At 59.5% G+C, this 15,908-nt stretch carries 16 protein-coding genes; 8 read left to right on the top strand and 8 right to left on the bottom strand.

The window, feature by feature from the left end:
- Window positions 1–140 precede the first annotated feature (140 nt).
- Window positions 141–677 carry a cysteine hydrolase family protein gene (locus tag ASF13_RS20055; RefSeq protein ID WP_056240706.1) on the top strand — a complete coding sequence of 179 codons (537 nt, stop codon included), beginning with the start codon at window positions 141–143 and terminating at the stop codon, window positions 675–677.
- 243 nt (window positions 678–920) lie between these two features.
- Here the strand turns inward: ASF13_RS20055 and ASF13_RS20050 are convergent, their stop codons facing one another.
- The 6 genes from ASF13_RS20050 to ASF13_RS20025 all read right to left on the bottom strand — a co-directional run bounded on the left by ASF13_RS20050 (window position 921) and on the right by ASF13_RS20025 (window position 7,403).
- Window positions 921–2,093: a Gfo/Idh/MocA family protein gene (locus tag ASF13_RS20050; protein WP_056240704.1), complete on the bottom strand. Its 1,173-nt coding sequence runs from the start codon at window positions 2,091–2,093 to the stop codon at window positions 921–923.
- Window positions 2,094–2,108: 15 nt separating this feature from the next.
- Window positions 2,109–3,029, bottom strand: coding sequence for a TIM barrel protein (locus tag ASF13_RS20045; protein ID WP_056240698.1), 921 nt, complete (start codon window positions 3,027–3,029; stop codon window positions 2,109–2,111).
- 17 nt (window positions 3,030–3,046) lie between these two features.
- Entirely contained in the window at window positions 3,047–4,477 is a 1,431-nt protein-coding gene (locus tag ASF13_RS20040; RefSeq protein WP_235515081.1) for a sugar porter family MFS transporter, read from the bottom strand.
- Between the two features lie 202 nt (window positions 4,478–4,679).
- Window positions 4,680–5,714 carry a LacI family DNA-binding transcriptional regulator gene (locus tag ASF13_RS20035; protein WP_056240690.1) on the bottom strand — a complete coding sequence of 345 codons (1,035 nt, stop codon included), beginning with the start codon at window positions 5,712–5,714 and terminating at the stop codon, window positions 4,680–4,682.
- 153 nt (window positions 5,715–5,867) lie between these two features.
- Window positions 5,868–6,302 carry a DUF3368 domain-containing protein gene (locus ASF13_RS20030; protein WP_233208929.1) on the bottom strand — a complete coding sequence of 145 codons (435 nt, stop codon included), beginning with the start codon at window positions 6,300–6,302 and terminating at the stop codon, window positions 5,868–5,870.
- Window positions 6,303–6,335: 33 nt separating this feature from the next.
- Window positions 6,336–7,403: an ImmA/IrrE family metallo-endopeptidase gene (locus ASF13_RS20025; RefSeq protein ID WP_056240687.1), complete on the bottom strand. Its 1,068-nt coding sequence runs from the start codon at window positions 7,401–7,403 to the stop codon at window positions 6,336–6,338.
- Between the two features lie 191 nt (window positions 7,404–7,594).
- Here ASF13_RS20025 and ASF13_RS20020 point away from each other — a divergent pair, with 191 nt between their 5' ends.
- Together ASF13_RS20020 and ASF13_RS20015 are read left to right on the top strand one after the other, a co-directional pair.
- Complete coding sequence (locus tag ASF13_RS20020; RefSeq protein WP_072166462.1) at window positions 7,595–8,212, top strand: TetR/AcrR family transcriptional regulator; 618 nt, start codon at window positions 7,595–7,597, stop codon at window positions 8,210–8,212.
- The gene (locus ASF13_RS20015) at window positions 8,209–9,078 is read left to right on the top strand and encodes a helix-turn-helix domain-containing protein (RefSeq protein ID WP_056240685.1); all 870 of its coding nucleotides are present in this window, start codon (window positions 8,209–8,211) and stop codon (window positions 9,076–9,078) included. The genes ASF13_RS20020 and ASF13_RS20015 overlap by 4 nt, the downstream gene beginning before the upstream one ends.
- 44 nt (window positions 9,079–9,122) lie before the next feature.
- Here ASF13_RS20015 and ASF13_RS20010 read toward each other — a convergent pair whose 3' ends face one another.
- Window positions 9,123–9,770 (bottom strand): GntR family transcriptional regulator, encoded by a 648-nt coding sequence (locus ASF13_RS20010; RefSeq protein ID WP_056240681.1) that lies wholly within the window; start codon window positions 9,768–9,770, stop codon window positions 9,123–9,125.
- A gap of 110 nt (window positions 9,771–9,880) precedes the next feature.
- On the opposite strand from ASF13_RS20010, the gene ASF13_RS20005 reads away from it, so the two are divergent.
- Window positions 9,881–10,345 carry an OsmC family protein gene (locus ASF13_RS20005; RefSeq protein ID WP_056240677.1) on the top strand — a complete coding sequence of 155 codons (465 nt, stop codon included), beginning with the start codon at window positions 9,881–9,883 and terminating at the stop codon, window positions 10,343–10,345.
- A gap of 143 nt (window positions 10,346–10,488) precedes the next feature.
- Here ASF13_RS20005 and ASF13_RS20000 read toward each other — a convergent pair whose 3' ends face one another.
- On the bottom strand, window positions 10,489–10,698 hold the full coding sequence (locus ASF13_RS20000) for a YdgH/BhsA/McbA-like domain containing protein (protein ID WP_056240674.1): 210 nt from the start codon (window positions 10,696–10,698) through the stop codon (window positions 10,489–10,491).
- 296 nt (window positions 10,699–10,994) lie between these two features.
- Between ASF13_RS20000 and ASF13_RS19995 the strand changes: the two genes are divergently transcribed.
- The 4 genes from ASF13_RS19995 (at window position 10,995) to ASF13_RS19980 (ending at window position 15,906) form a co-directional block, all read left to right on the top strand.
- Window positions 10,995–11,495, top strand: coding sequence for an RNA polymerase sigma factor (locus tag ASF13_RS19995; protein WP_056240671.1), 501 nt, complete (start codon window positions 10,995–10,997; stop codon window positions 11,493–11,495).
- 4 nt (window positions 11,496–11,499) lie between these two features.
- Window positions 11,500–12,555: a FecR family protein gene (locus tag ASF13_RS19990; RefSeq protein ID WP_056240669.1), complete on the top strand. Its 1,056-nt coding sequence runs from the start codon at window positions 11,500–11,502 to the stop codon at window positions 12,553–12,555.
- An 88-nt stretch (window positions 12,556–12,643) separates the two neighbouring features.
- Complete coding sequence (locus ASF13_RS19985; RefSeq protein ID WP_056240666.1) at window positions 12,644–15,010, top strand: TonB-dependent siderophore receptor; 2,367 nt, start codon at window positions 12,644–12,646, stop codon at window positions 15,008–15,010.
- Window positions 15,010–15,906: an ABC transporter substrate-binding protein gene (locus ASF13_RS19980; RefSeq protein ID WP_072166449.1), complete on the top strand. Its 897-nt coding sequence runs from the start codon at window positions 15,010–15,012 to the stop codon at window positions 15,904–15,906. The genes ASF13_RS19985 and ASF13_RS19980 overlap by 1 nt, the downstream gene beginning before the upstream one ends.
- Window positions 15,907–15,908: the final 2 nt, after the last annotated feature.

Genomic DNA, 15,908 nt, shown 5'->3' with positions numbered 1-15,908 from the left:
CCACCACCACCGCTTTCGGCGGCGTGTGGCGAGTTTGCGTGCCTGAGTAGTTAGCAAACTTCCCCCTCGTCCCGCCGGCTACCGACGGGGCGCAGTGTGTCTCCGTGGTAACCGGTTAACGGTAATTAAAGGAGTCACACATGTCCGATCGTTCCGCGCTGTTGGTGATTGATATGCAGGCTGGCCTGCTGCACGGCCCGCAACTTCCCGCCAGTAAACAGACGCTGCTGGCTAACGTTAGCTACCTGATCCGTACCGCGCACCAGCAGCAGGCACCGGTGTTTTTTGCACAGCATACGGGCCCGGCCGGCTCGCCGATCGAAGAGGGCAGCGCGCTGTGGCAACTGGCGGCTGAATTGCCGCGCGCGGAGAGTGACCGCTGTTTTAACAAAACCCGCCCGAGCTGCTTTGCCGGAACAACGCTGCTGGCACAACTGCAGGAAGCAGGCGTAAAACGGCTGGTGATTGTCGGGATGAAAACGGAATACTGCGTGGATACCACCTGCCGGGCGGCGGCGGATCTGGGCTTTACGGTGGTGCTGGTCAGCGATGCCCACAGCACCACCGACAGCGGCGTGTTAAGCGCGGAGCAGATTATCGCCCACCATAACGCCACGCTGGCCGGGCCGTTTGTCACGCTGCAGACGGCGGCGGAAGCGAGTGTCGCTCTGCAGTGACCGGGGTTGCGGCATCTGTCTCAGACAGGGGCCGTATTCTGCAGGCAGGTAACGCATCGGGTAAAACTCGCCGCCAGGCAGCAGGCATGATGCAGAAGTCAGAAGGCAGAAGGCATGATGCAGAAGTCAGAAGGCAGAAGGCATGATGCAGAAGTCAGAAGTCAGAAGTCAGAAGTCAGACAGCAACAGGCAGCAGCCGCAGGGGCTGCTGCCTGTATTCATCGTGGTCGGTTTAGCGCCGGGTTACTCGAAATCGACCCAGGTTGCCCCGGCATCAGCCGATTCAACACAGCGCTCAACCCACTGCACGCCTGCCACGCCGGCGTGGACGTCCGGGTACCAGAAGTCGGCCAGCAGCGCGGTGTCACCGCGATCGGTGGCGTCCATGGCGATGGCGAAGCGGCGGTACAGGTTAGACCAGGCTTCAAACAGACCCTCCGGGTGGCCGCCGCCGATGCGGTCCTCTTCCAGCGCGCGCGGGGCCAGGTAGCCCATACCGCGCTCCAGAATACGTACCGGCTCGCCCTGAATTTCATAGCGCAGCTGGTTTGGCTGTTCGTCCCACCACTCCAGGCTGGCTTTTGAACCGATCACGCGGATCTTCTGGCCGTGCATCGATCCGCAGTTCACCGCCGAACACCACAGCGATCCGACCGCGCCGTTATCGTACTCCATCAGCACGAAGGCGTTATCTTCCAGCGGCGCGCGGGTTTTCACGAAGCTCTGACGTGAACACATCAGGCGCTTGATCTTCAGCTCCGGCAGCATGGTTTCGGCCAGGAACAGCGGATGGGTCGCCAGGTCGCCCAGCACGTAGCTTGGCCCGACAAATTTCGGGTCAACGCGCCAGCGGGTGCTCGGGTTCGCCAGCTCCACCGCTTCGTTATGGAAGCCGTGGGAGAACGACATATTCACGATGCGGATCTCACCCAGCGCGCCTTCGGCAATCAGGCTGCGCGCCTGCTGGATCAGCTGGTGACCGGCATAGCCGTAGGTGACGCCGATGACTTTATTATGCTGTTTGCTCAGCGCTTCCAGCTCTTTTGCTTCGGCAGTGGTGAAGCACAGCGGCTTTTCACAGACCACGTGCAGGCCGGCTTCCAGCGCCGCTTTGCAGATGGCGAAGTGGGTGTTGTTTGGCGTGGCGATGGAGACCGCCTCAATGCCGTCCGCCCGCTCTGCTTCCTGCTGAAACAGGGTCTGGTAGTCCGGGTAGCAGCGGTCGCCGTCCACGCCGAGGCTTTCGCCGAAGGCGCGGCCACGGGCCGCATCGATATCGAACGCTCCGGCAACGAGGGTAAAGGTGCTGTCGCGCAGCGCCGCGGAACGGTGAATATAGCCGATCTGGCTGGTGCCGCCGCCGCCTACCATGCCCCAGCGCAGGGAGCGATCGAGAGGTTTGATGCCGTTAATCATGATGTGTTCCTTAAATTAAAATCCAACAGAGTTCAGGTAGCGCAGGCTCTCGGTCACGTCGTGCAGGCTGCCATCGGCATTGCGCGGGTCGCGTTCCTGTTCGATGGTGATCCAGCCCTGGTAGTTGCGTTCTGCCAGAAAGGTGCGCACCGCCGGATAGTCGATCGCGCCTTTGCCGATCGGGCACATCACCCCTTCGGCGCAGGCGGTAAAGAAGTCGATGCCGCGGGCAATTACGTCACGGAACACGGCATCGTTAACGTCTTTAAAGTGCAGATAGTCGATGCGGTCAAAGTAGTGTGCCAGCGCCGGGATCGGATCCATGCCGGCGTAATACAGGTGGCCGGTATCAAGGCACAGGCCCGCCACGCTGTGCGGGATATCCTGCACCAGCTTTTCCAGTTCGTCGGCAAACTCAATGCTGCCACCGGCGTGCGGGTGGATCACCGGGCGCACGCCGTACTCTTTGGCAATACGGCTGATTTCGGTGATATGGCCGATCATGCGCTGCCAGTCGGCGTCCGACAGGCGTTCGGCTTTATCATACTGCCCGGCCAGACGGGCGCGATCGGCATCGCCGAAGTCGATAATCACCAGGTACGGTGCCGGAATATTCGCACCGTGGGCTGGCGTGGCGGTCGGCACTTTTGCCAGGTTGCGGCACAGGTTGTGCGTCAGCTCAACCATCGCCGGGAAGTTGGACTCGCTGACCAGGTCATCAAAGATGGTACCGGCGACAATCGTCAGGCCGTACTGGTTCAGCTTTTCGGTCAGCAGCGCCGGGTCGGTGGGCAGATAGGTCCACGGCCCCAGCTCAATGCTTTTATAACCGGCCTGGGCGGCCTCTTTCAGCACCTTCTCATACGGCGGCAGGTGCGGGTTTTTTGGGTCATCCACGCCCCAGCTGCAGGGTGCGTTAGCAATATGAATGGTCATGTTGGCGTCCTCAAAAATCAGTGGGTTGCAGTTTTGCGTTGTTGTTGGGTGGTGTCGAAGAGTTCCAGAATCAGCGCTTCCATTTTTTCCAGCGAGACGCCCCTGGTTTCCGGCAGCAGCGCCTTAACGAACCACCAGGAGGCCAGTGAACACACCGCGAACAGCAGCAGCGGGAAGGCACCGTTAAAGGTCTCGTTGAGATACTGGCTCTGGTTCATCATCGGGAACGACTGGCTGACAAAGAAGTTACCGGCCCACATGGCACAGATGGAGAAGCCCATCCCGGCACCGCGCAGGCGGGTAGGGAAGATCTCGCCAATCACCGTCCATACCACCTGGCCCCAGGTACCGCCGAACAGGAACATAAAGCCGAACAGGCCGATCACCGACACCCAGCCGGTCATGCCGCTGTAGAAGGTCCAGAAGGTGATCAGCAGACATACGGCAGAACCCAGCGAACCGATCAGCAGCAGAGATTTACGCCCCATCCTGTCGATCAGCATCATGCCGGCCATCACGCCTGCAAACTGCAGTACCGCCAGCCAGATGGTCATATACATTGCTTCCTGCATATTGTGGGTGACGTTCATCAGCAGGGTCGGGCCGAAGTACTGAATGACGTTAATGCCGGTCAGCTGGTTGAAGATCGCCAGGCCGATACCAATCACCAGGAAAATCGACGTCTTACGGGTAAAGCGGGCGCGTTCGCTGGTCACCTGCTGCGAGGCTTTCTGCTGCAGCGAGTCCTGAATCTCGCCGATCAGGCGTCTGGCGTGCTCGGCAGATGAAATGCGGGTCAGGGTTTTCAGCGCCTGCTCGTTGCGGCCGACCATCACGTTCCAGCGCGGCGACTCGGGGATAAACCCAACGAACAGGAAGAACAGCACGCAGGGTACAAAGGCGGCGCCCAGCATCCAGCGCCAGCCGTAGGCATTCAGCCACTCGGGGTCGGCATTTTTGGCAATCAGGTAGTTAGTCAGCAGTACCAGCACCTGGCCACCGACGCAGCACACCATGTGCATGGTCATCGCCCGGCCACGGTAGTCTTTCGGTGCCACTTCGGCGATATAAATCGGCGAGATCACCGAGGCAAGGCCGATGCCCAGCCCGCCAATCATGCGGAATACCACAAAGGTGGTGAAGTCCGGTGCCAGCGCGGTGCCGGCAACGGAGACCACAAACAGAATGGCGGTGATAATCAGCATCGACTTGCGGCCGTAGCGGTCAGCCAGCTTGCCGGCGACCAGGCAGCCAATCACGCAGCCAATGATCACGTTAGATACCGCCCAGCCGGTTTCGGCGGCGGAGAGCCGGTAGTGGTGGGCGATAGGTTCAATGGCGCCGGAAATGACCGAAGAGTCATAGCCGAACAACAGCCCGCCGAGAGCGGCAACCGCGCAGATGGCCATCACATAGGCCATATTATGTTTCGGTGGTGTTAAGGGCACAGGGTACATCCTTCAGTTATTATTTGAAGGAAGTATCAAACAAAAATTCTATTATCATCAATGATGGAATGTTTGTTTTTTGATGGCGATCGCACTAATTATGATAGAAAATTATGATGATATTCTATCATTCCCGTGTTTTCAGCCGCTTATCCGACGGAGTGACCCCCACCGATGCGGGGAAGTGGTCCGACCGCGCGGTTTAGAAATTTTCCTTTGTTATCAATTCAAAGCTGCTGTGTGATGAGCTAAAGCCACGCTGGTTCTCCTCCACCGCTTCACGCATTGCCTGCACCACCGCCGCTGCCAACTCCTCCAGCCGGTTTGAGATGATAATATCGAGCGTGCCATCAATCAGCGCCAGCTGTTCATCCTTCAGCGGGCCGTGACAGATCAGGGTAATCTCCTGCTTTCTGCCGCTGTCACGCAGTGCCGCCACCACCCCTTCCACGCCGCCGCAGGGGGCGTAGATCACCGACAGATCCGCATGGTCACAGATCAGCGTCTGGGTTATCTGATATGCGCGGTCGTAATTTTCGAAGCTGTTGACCGGCTCCAGCACGATATGGCCGGTGGCGTGCTCACGCAGATAGGAGCGGAAGCTGATTTCGCAGGTTTCCTGGCACAGGAAGCGGTTATCGCCGATGATCACCCCCACTTTCCCCGGTTTACCGCTCAGACGCTGTACCGCCCAGGCGGCGGTTCGGCCCGCCTTGCGGTTATCCAGCCCGACGTAGCCGGCATGGCCGCAGGGGGACAAATCGGACAGAATAGTGAACACCTTCACCCCTTTCTGTGCCGCCTTCTCCACCGCGTGGCGGATGCGGGCATTATCCAGCGCGATCAGGCCCAGCACGTTAATGCGCTGGCTCATCTGCTCAATGTCTGCGGCCGCTGCTTCAATATCGTGGATATCGTGAAAGACAAACTCAATCGCCGTACCCGGCTGCAGCCACGGCGCGGCTTCCCGCTCCAGCGCACGGGCCAGGCTGTCGTAAAACGAATGGTCGCGGGAGAGCAGAAGAATACCGATGCGCAGCGGCCCGCCGTTGAGGCTGACGGCCGCGACTTCACTGAGGAAATCGCGATCGAAGCGATAGCCCAGCCGCACCGCCGCCTGTACCACCCGTTGTTCAGTATCCGGGCGCACCGGCGCACGGCGGTTCAGCACCCGGTCAACGGTGGCAACGCCGACCCCGGCTTCGCGGGCAATATCGGTCAGGGTAGTTTTTTTCATCACAGAATTCTCAACAAGCGGGACTGAGAGAAAACTATCATGTTACGGCGTATGGCGGGATGCCGGCTGCATCAGGATATGACGCAGGTCAGATTATTTTTTTTATTTATGCAGGAAGGAAGGTGAAATGTTTCATTTTGGATAACAGAGATGTCAGATCGTTGAAATCTGTTCGAGACGCAGTAAGGCTTCATCCCATGGCAGTCGCCTGCCCGCATCTTTCATTCGTCGGTAAGCCGTTCTGGCCTGTGCAGGTGAGATGGTCCCCAGCAGGACAAGTTGCTCTACCACCCAGAGGGATCCCATGACGGTCAGCTTTTCACTCTCGGCAGCTTTCCTCAGCGCCCTGTCGCCGGTCAGCAGAGGGCACTTTTCCTGCTTTGCCAGTGCCAGGGCAAAGCAATCATGACGGCCTGGGCCTGTAACCCGCTGAGTTAGCTGCCAGGCAAACTCCATCGTTGCCGGGAGCAACTCCTGTAGTTTAAGGCCTTTCGCCAGCAGTGTAGGGTGGAATGCCTCAAGCTCTTCGTAAAACAGGATATCCGGCGTCATGATCTGCCAGGGAAGGGTGAAGAAGGCGTCCAGCAACCCCCTTCCTCCAGATCAATAATGATATTGGCGTCACTGATTAATAGTCTCATGGGGGGGCTCCAGCTTGCGTGCCTGATGGAATGAACTTAATGACAGACCCAGTAATTCGGCAGCTTTAGCTTCCCCAATAATGTCTTCGCCCAGTGCGCGGTAAACCAGTTGCTGAAACAGGAAGGTATTCTCCTGTGGGTACGGGGTGCCGGGTTCTGTGCTGCGCCAACCCTGGCGGGCAAAATGGATGACTAATTTTTTATGCAGGGCAGGGCTGATAATACCCAGACTCAGCAGTCGATACAGGCAGGCGGCCATGCTGATGCCGTATTCCTGCTTGAGCAGATAAAGTTCACGAAATTCAATCTGGTGGCGATACTGGCCTGTCTGCTGTCGAACGCAGCAGGCTGGCAATAAAAAGGCAGCAGCGAAACGATTACAGGCTTTTTCTTCATCCATATCTGCAGACAAACGCCCCTGCAACAGCAGATGTCCGAGTTCATGTGCCAGCGTGAAGCGTTGACGATCGCCCGGCCAGTTTGAAGAAACGATAATAGCGGGTTTGCCGGCAACGTCTGCCTGCAAACCGTCGAAGCGGGTTTGTTTACCGATATCGGTAACAATCACTAAAATACCGCGTGTTTCCAGCAGATCGATCAGATCTGCAATTGGTGCTGAACCCAACTGCCAGCTGTCGCGAAGTTGCCCGGCGAGTGTCTCAATATCATCCCAGTCATTGATATATTGCAGCTCGTATCGCGGGGGGACAAACTGGGTTACCGGAAACGTTGGCCACAGGTTAGCCAGTTCAAGCCAGCGTTCGGCCTGGTCGATAACATCGGCCTCAATGCGTTTTAGCAGCGCAACGGGTGTTGCTACCCGTTTGCGATATTCAATCCCTTTAAGTTCAACCTGATAAGGGCGGAAAAAATATTCGCTACGCACATTTAATGCTTTTGCAAGCTTAAGCAGAACGCCGGAAGAGGGCATATTCTGATTGTGCTCATACTTTTTGATCATGTTGGCGCTGACCCCTGCGGCTTCACCCAACGCCTGCATCGACAGACCTGCAGCTGAGCGTGCGCGTAGCAAGCGTTCTCCAATCATGATGCCTCTCAGGTTTATAAAAAATTTAAATGTTAACTTATTATAAACCCTCGGGGGGCAGTGTCGATGGGTAAACTGTCCATTTAGCCGGTACAACATTTACCTGAACTGAAGAAAAAAGCTGCGTTCACCGGCGGGGCTTTATGCTATCTTCACAAAACATACCGTACGGTATCTTTTATGAGGACATGATGTCGAAACTCCCCCCGACTGACGAAAATGACGATGGCGGCCGATGCTGCCTGCGCGGCTGGTACCGTAAAAAACAGCCGGAGCAGGTGCGGGCGGCGCTGATCCAGTGTGCTGCCGAAATGGCGGCGCAGCAGGGGCTGACCGCCGTGACGGTACAGGCGGTGGCGCAGGCGGCGGGGGTGACCAAGGGCGGCTTCTTCCACCATTTCCCGCATAAGCAGGCGCTGCTGGATGCGGTGTTTGATGCCTTTAAAGCCGAACATGACCGGGAAATCGACCGGCTGATGGCGGCTGATGAGGAGGCCTGGGGCAGCTTTACCCGTGCCTATGTGATGATGTCTTTTCGGGATATTTTGCAGGAAGAAGCCAGTCTGCACGTGCCGCTTTCGCTGTCGATGATGGCGTCTGCGGAGCTTTGTGAACGCTGGTCGAAGTGGCTGGCCGGGCGCCTGCAGCGTCATCAGTCTACCGATAGCGACCCGCAGCATGAGACAGCCAGGCTGGCCGCCGACGGCGCCTGGCTGGTGCACTCCCTTAAACTTCACTCTGCCGTTGGCGCGCCGCTGGCGCTGAGAGAAAGGCTTCTGGCCACTACCCGACGTAGCGGTGAAATATGAAAATGACGTTCAAAGAAGAAGTGGTGCAACAGCTGCTGCAGTGGCTGGAGGGAAATATCCAGACGCCGCTGACCATCGATGACTTTGTCACCAAATCCGGTTACTCCAAGTGGCACCTGCAGCGCATTTTTAAGGAAGTGACCGGGCAGAAGCTGGCCACCTACGCCCGCCAGCGGCGGCTGACCTCCACCGCCTTTATGCTGCGGTTGTTCGATAAACAGATTGATACGGTGGGCAGCGAGCATGGCTTCTCCAGCCACAACGTGTTCCATAAAACCTTTAAGCGCCACTTTAACGTTACCCCTGCGCAGTACCGCGATGCCGTGGACTGGTCGTGCGCCGGGCTGTGTCCGCCGGTGAACCTGACCGCGCAGGCGGTGCCCAGCGGGCAGCTGGTCGAGCTGGAGGCGCTGTCGCTCAGCGGCCAGCTCAACCACTTCCCCTTTACGCTGCACACCATCGATGACTTTTGCTGGCAGAAGCGCCAGCAGTTCTGGCAGCCGCGGCTGGCCGCGCTGGCCGCGCCGCCGGAGGATCTGTATGGGCTGATTAACGTGGTGCGCGGTAAGGCGGGGGAGGAGCATTCAACGCTACAGTATCTGACGTGCCTGACGGCCACCGCCGTGTCGGCGGAGGTGGCGCAGATAGACGTCACCCTTGAGCGCCAGACCTATCTGCAGTTCAGCTACTGCGGCGAATCACAGCACTATGCGGAATTTATCGGGTTGATTTATGAGCATGCGCTACCGCTGGCCCGCGCGGTGCGCCGCGACGGCCACGATATTGAGCGCATCAACCAACGCTGGTTTGAACAGCATCAGGGGCGGCAGCTGAAGATCGATTATTTCGTTCCGGTGATGATCTGAACCTGCGGTCACTGACGCCGGGCCGCCGGAGCGACTTACCGCTGTCAGCCGGGCTGGCGGGCAATGATTTCCAGTACCCGCTGCCGGGCAGAGGCAAGATGCCGCACCGTCTCTTCACGGGCAAGCTGCGCATCCCCTTGGCGGTAAGCCGCCAGAATGGCGGCATGCTGTTGCTGAAACACCGGCGTATCGGCCAGCAGCCGGTGTTGCAGCTGTTCGTAGCGCTCAATCTGGGCACATAATTCGGCAATAATTTTCAGCAGCCTGCCGTTATTGCAGCCCTGGTAGAGAATGTGGTGAAACTCGCGGTTCAGCTCGCCCTGTTTTTGCGGCGTCTGCGCCGTTTCCAGCAGCTGATGTACCAGCCCGGCGCGTGCCAGCGTTTCGTCATTGCGGTTCATCACACTGAGCGCGATCGCTTCCCCTTCTGCCAGCGCACGCAGCTGATAGATTTCATTGACGTCACGGGCGGTCAGCCTGCTGACGGCGGCACCACGGTTACGCTGGCTTTCGACCAGACCTTCCCTCTCCAGCTGCTGGATAGCCTCACGCATCGGAATACGGCTGACTGAAAACTGGCTGGCCAGTTCACGCTCGATCAGGCGTGTACCCTCGGCAAGTTCACCCCGGTTAATCATTTCGCGCAGTGAAGCGGCAATCACTTCCGCCGTTGAGTCTGGCTTATTCAGCATCACAGGTTCTCTGAAAAACATTTGGAATAATGGTATACCATATGCTTTACTTTCTCAATCCGTCGCCACAGCAAAGCGCATTTTTCTCAGCTTATTTCGGAGCAGGCATCATGGCACAGCGTGAACATCACTATCGGGTTGCGGTTGAATGGACAGGCAACAAAGGGCAGGGAACGGCTTCCTACAAGGCTTACAGCCGGGATTTTGTGCTTAACGCGGGCGCGAAACCACCGATTGCTGGTTCGTCCGATCCGGCGTTCTTAGGGGATCCGCTGCGCTGGAATCCGGAAGATCTGCTGGTCGCTGCCGCCTCCGCCTGCCATAAATTATGGTATCTGCACCTGTGTGCGGAAGCCGGGATTCGTGTGCAGGCCTACCGCGACGACGCAGAGGGAACCATGGTGGAAGGCAAAACCGGCCGCTTTACGCAGGTGGTGTTGCGGCCGCAGGTGACCATTGCCGCAGGCAATGACCTGGAACAGGCCCGGCAGTTGCATCATCAGGCGCATGCGCTTTGCTATATTGCTAATTCGCTGAACTTCCCGGTGCTGTGTGAGCCAACGATCGTTTGCTAGCGGTAGTCTTCAGGTATCGGGCAGGTAGCCGCGGAATGTACGCGCGGAGCAGGGCAGGACGGTGTGAGTGGTGGGGGGCAGCAGGTACAGAAAAACGGGCATGCCCGTCCCCTGTCTGGCAGGGTTCGGGCATTGCCGGATGCTTATTTAACCAGTTCGGCGGTCATATGCACGGTGTTATTGCCGCTGGCTTCGATGATTTTGTAAGACGCGCCGGCCTGCTGTGCCTGAGCGGCGATTTGGGCTTCTGCGCTCTCAATGGTTGAACCGGTAGCGACCACGGTCTGGGCGAATGCGCCGAAAGAGGCCAGAGAAAGTACGGTAACAGCAGCAATAGTTTTGATAGATTTCATAGGGTCATTCCTTCAGTAAGTTTGTTTGGGAGAAGGCTGTTTGCCTTCGTTGAAAACAATAATAGGCGCATTGAAGCGATTCTGATAGCGGAGTGATTTGCTCAAATCATTCAAATAATTTGTTCAATATCTGACGTTGATTTACGTTCAGGCCTGTTGGCTGAAGAATGCTGACATCCGGGCCGTTTACCGGGCTGAAAAGGGTGGCGGGCAGCATTAAAATAACAATGATAATCATTCAACATGATGCTACGCTCATTCGCCCATCCGTTGCCTGTCGCCTGAGAAAAGTTATCGTGTCAGCGTTTGAACAGTATTACGTTGAAGTCCTGCGCTTTCTGACGCGTAAACTGCGTGACCACGACAGTGCTCAGGATCTGACGCAGGAGACCTTCAGCCGCGCGTTAACGCTGCCCCCCGGCGGGGACGTCGCCTCGCCCCGCGGCCTGCTCTATCAGATTGCGCGCAATCTGCTGATTGACCGCTACCGCAGCAGTAAACGACAATCCCATGAAAATCTTGAGGATATCGATGAGTCCTCTATTGTCGCTCCCGGGAGCTGGCAGCCAGAGGCGCAGGCGGAGAGCAGCCAGCACGCTGCCCGACTGGTGGCAATCATCGAGGCGCTGCCGCCGCGCTGTCGTCAGGCGTTTGTATTGCACCGCATTGACGGGCTGTCGCAGAGCGAGGTCGCAAAGCAGATGGGGATTTCCACCAATATGGTAGAGAAACATATTATTCGGGCGATGGTGGCCTGCCGGGAAGGCAGCGCCAGCGGGCAGGACAGCAAAGGATAATGCGATGAAAACCCCGGATGCCTTACGGCCCGAACAGGCTGACAGCGCGGAAACCTGGCTGCTGCGACAGCAGGCCGGTTTCCGCGCCGGACAGCAACAGCAGTTTAACCACTGGCTGACCCAGGGCGACAATGCCGCCGCGTTTGCCCGTACCACGGCGCTGTGGCAACAGCTTGGTGAACTGCCCGAAAGTGAGAAACTGCGCCTGCGTCAGCAGGTGCGGCGTGAGCTGGCCGCTCCTGCCCGGCGGCCGCGCCGCCTGCTGTGGCCCGCGCTGGCGGTACTGCTGCTGGCGGTGCTGATCTGGCCGCTGTGGCGGCAGCTGGCGCCGGCAGAGTTTGAGCAGGTTTACGCTACGCAGCGCGGCGAGCAACGCCTGATCGCCCTGCCGGACGGCAGCACACTGAATCTGGATGCGGAAACCCGGTTGCGGGTGGCGTACTGGCCGCAGCATCGCGAGATCTGGCTGGAGCAGGGACAGGCTTTTTTCCAGGTGGCCCATCAGGCGCAGCGCCCGCTGACGGTGCGCAGCGGTACGTTGCGCGTCACGGTTCTCGGCACTGAATTCAGCGTGCGCTACATTCCGCACTCGATGAGCGGAGAGGGCGTCAGCGTGGCGGTGCGTTCCGGTGCGGTGCGCGTCGGGCCGCAGGCGGGCTGGCGCTACGGCTGGTGGCGGCTGGTGAACAGGCTGGGGATTGCCCGCACCGATGCGCATCTGCGCGTGCTGCGCGCCGGTCAGCAGAGCCAGAGTGACGGCAGCGGCCTGCTGACGGGGCAGAGTGCAATCGCCCCGCAGGCGGTGGCCTCGTGGCAGCAGGCGCGGGTCAGTTTCGACAACACCCCGCTGCCGCTGGCGCTGGCCGAGTTCGCCCGTTACGGCAGCGTGCACTATCAGGCCGATCCCCGGGTGGCGGAACTGCGCATCACCGGCAGCTTCGCGCTGGGGCGGCTGGACAGTTTTGCCCGGGCGCTGCCTGCCGTGCTGCCGGTCACGCTGAAAAAGCAGGGTGACACTACGCTCATCGTGCCGCGCAGCACGGCGGAAAAAAAATCGTAAAAAAAACGTCATCCTGACGTCAGGGTTTTGTCCGTCACAGCGTCTTCAAAGGTAATGATTCTTATTACATACCTTTGGGAACCGATACATGACCCTGTTTTCTTTAACTTCACCTGTGGAAAAAACCTTTAGATTCAGCCTGCTGGCCCTGGCTGTCACTCTGGGTTCCCAGCCGGTGCTGGCGGTAGCTGCCGCCCCTGTAGCCGTGTCGCTGCCCGCCCAGCCGCTGGCCCCGGCGCTGAATGCGCTGGCGCAACAGGCCGGCGTTCAGCTGATCGTGGCACCGGCGGCGGTGGCAAATAAGTCAGCCCCGGCGGTCAGCGGCACCATGACGCTGGAGAGTGCACTCGATCGCCTGCTGCTGGGCAGCGGCCTGATCTGGCAGCGGCAAAACGATATGATCACCATCTCGCCCGCTGCGGGTGACGCGGGTGACACCCTGACGGTGACCGGCCGTGGCGGGGCGTTGGGTGGCAGCGTGCCGCAGCAGACCAGCAGCGCCACCAAAACCCATACCGCGCTGCTGGAGGTGCCGCAGTCCGTCTCGGTGATCGGCCGCCAGCAGATGGACAGGCAGAACGTGCAGAGCGTGACCGAAGCGCTGCGCTACGTGCCGGGGGTGAAGACTGAAACCTACGGCGTTGACCCGAAAGGCTATGACTGGATCTACATCCGCGGCTTCAACGCCCTGACCACCAACGACTATCGCGACGGCCTGCGCCAGCTCAACAACAGCTACAGCTATTTCCGCACCGAGCCTTACGCGCTGGAGCGCATCGACGTGGTGCGTGGCCCGTCATCGACGCTGTTTGGCCTCGGTGATGCCGGTGGAATCATCAACCGCGTCAGCAAACTGCCCACCGCACAGGGCGTACATGAGGTGGAGGCCCAGCTTGGCAATTTCGACCGCCGACAGCTGCAGTTCGACTTCAGCGATAAAATCAACGGTGACAGCCGCTATCTCTACCGCCTGGTCGGCGTGGCGCGGGACAGCAACACCCAGTTCCAGTATGCCAACGGCCCGAAAGTGAAAGACGATCGCCTCTATCTCGCGCCGTCGTTCAGCTGGCTGCCGAACGAAGACACCAGCCTGACGCTGCGCGCGGACTACCTGCGCGACAGTTCTGGTGGCACTATCTCGGTACTGACGCAGCCGGATGGCAAGGTAACGGATACCCTGCTCGGTGACTACAGCTACAACCACTTCCGTAACGAACAGTTCACCGCCGGTTACGAGTTCAGCCACCAGCTGACAGAAACAGTCCAGCTGCGGCAGAATCTGCGCGTCGGGCAGACCGATACCATCCTTAACAACCTGCTGCCGGGCGCCATCGACTTCACCAGCGGCCAGCAGTCGCGCAACGCCATCCGTTTTGATGAGCATATGCAGACGCTGAATCTCGACAACCAGCTGCAGGCCGACTTCAATACAGGCGCGTTCAGCCACACCCTGCTGGGGGGCGTCGACTACAGCTGGCTGGACGGTAACGCCAAACGGTTCAGCGCGGCGGCACCGGTGCTGAACGTCTGGCAGCCGCAGTACGGCATGGCGATTGCCGATCCGACCAACGCGGTGAACAATAACGATCAGACCACCTCTCAGCTCGGCGTCTACCTGCAGGATCAGATCCACCTGACCCCGTCATGGCTGCTGACCCTCGGTGGCCGCCATGACGATATCAGCATGCGCACGCAGAACAACCTGACCGGCAACACCAGCTGGCTGGATAAAGATGCCTGGACCGGGCGTGCCGGGCTGACCTGGCTGGCGGGCAACGGGCTGGCACCGTACATCAGCTATGCTGAATCCTTTACGCCAAACAGCGGTACCAACCGCGACAACCAGACCTTCACGCCGAGCAAGGCCCACCAGTATGAGGCGGGGATCAAGTACCAGCCGGATGCCGACCTGCTGATGACGCTGGCGGCGTTTGAAATCACCAAAACCAACGTGCTGACCAACGAACTGGTCAACGGCGTGGCCACTGGTTATCAGGTGGCGTCCGGCGAAGTGCGTTCACGCGGCGTGGAGTGGGAACTGCAGGCGCAGCTGAGCGAGAATCTGCACGCGCTGGCCTCTTACAGCTTCACCGATGCGGAGATCGCCCGCAGCAATGATGGCGTCCAGGGTAACAAGCAGGCCAACGTACCGAAACACATGGCCTCGGCCTGGCTAAGCTACGACTTCACCCGCGGCGTTCTGGATGGCCTGACGCTGAACGGCGGTACGCGCTACGTTGGCAGCATGTACGGCGACAACGCTAACACCATTCCGGTGAAAAACTTTGCGCTGGTCGATGCCGGTGCTTCTTACAGGGTGAATCACCATCTGACCTTTGGCGTTAACGTACAGAACCTGCTGGACCATCATTACGTCGGTACCTGTGACGACGCCACCAGCTGTTACCCGGGCCAGGAGCGCACGCTGATCGGTTCGGTTAAATACAACTTCTGATGCAGCAGGGGTCATGGCGGCGGCGGGACTGCCTGCAGGCGCTGCTGCTGGCACCGCTGGCGTTCAGCCACGCGGTGCGCGGGCAGCCGCTGGCGGCAGAGCGGATTGTGGCGATCAACTGGGTGGCGGCGGAGCTGCTGCTGGCGCTGGGAATTACGCCGCTGGCGCTGTCGGACAGCGGCTACTTTCGCCGGCGCATTCCGCAGCCGCCGCTGCCTGCGGCGGTGGCGGATATCGGGCCGTACTGGGAACCCAACCTTGAGTATCTGGCACAGCTGCGGCCCTCGCTGATCCTCAGCGATGCGCTGGCACCGGCGATGATGGCGGCGATGCAGCGTATCGCCCCGCTGGAGGTGGTCACGGTATATCCGGCGGCGGACGATGCCTGGCAGTCGCTGTGCCGCTATCTGCTTGCTCTTGGTGAGCGGGTTAACCGGCTGGCCGTGGCACAGCAGCTGATCGCCCACGGCGAACGGCGGCTGGCGGACTACCGGCAGCAGCTGGCACAGCGGCCGCGCCCGGCGGTGTGCGTGGCGGTACTCAATCAGGACGGTAAACACGCCACGGTGTACGGGCAGCACAGCCTGGTGCAGGCGGTGCTTGACCGGCTGGGGCTGGTTAACGCCTGGCAGCAGCCGGTCAGCAGCATGGGGCTGGCCAACGTCGGTCTCGACCGGCTGGCCTCGCTGACGGACGCCCGGCTGTTTTACGTTGAGCTGCCGACCACCACCGACCGGCTGCGCAAAGTACGCCAGTCCGGCGCGCTGTGGCAGCATCTGCCGCTGGTACAGCAGGGCAACGTCGTCGCGCTGCCGCCCTTTTTCCCGTTTGGCGGGGTGCATACCGCCCTGCGTCTTGCCGACAGCCTGGCGCTGCGGCTGCTGAGTGAGCCCTGATG

The sequence above is a fragment of the Erwinia sp. Leaf53 genome, from assembly GCF_001422605.1.
Lineage (GTDB): Bacteria > Pseudomonadota > Gammaproteobacteria > Enterobacterales > Enterobacteriaceae > Erwinia.
Note: the sequence above shows the minus strand (reverse complement) of the source record. Positions and strands in the feature narration are given on the sequence as shown.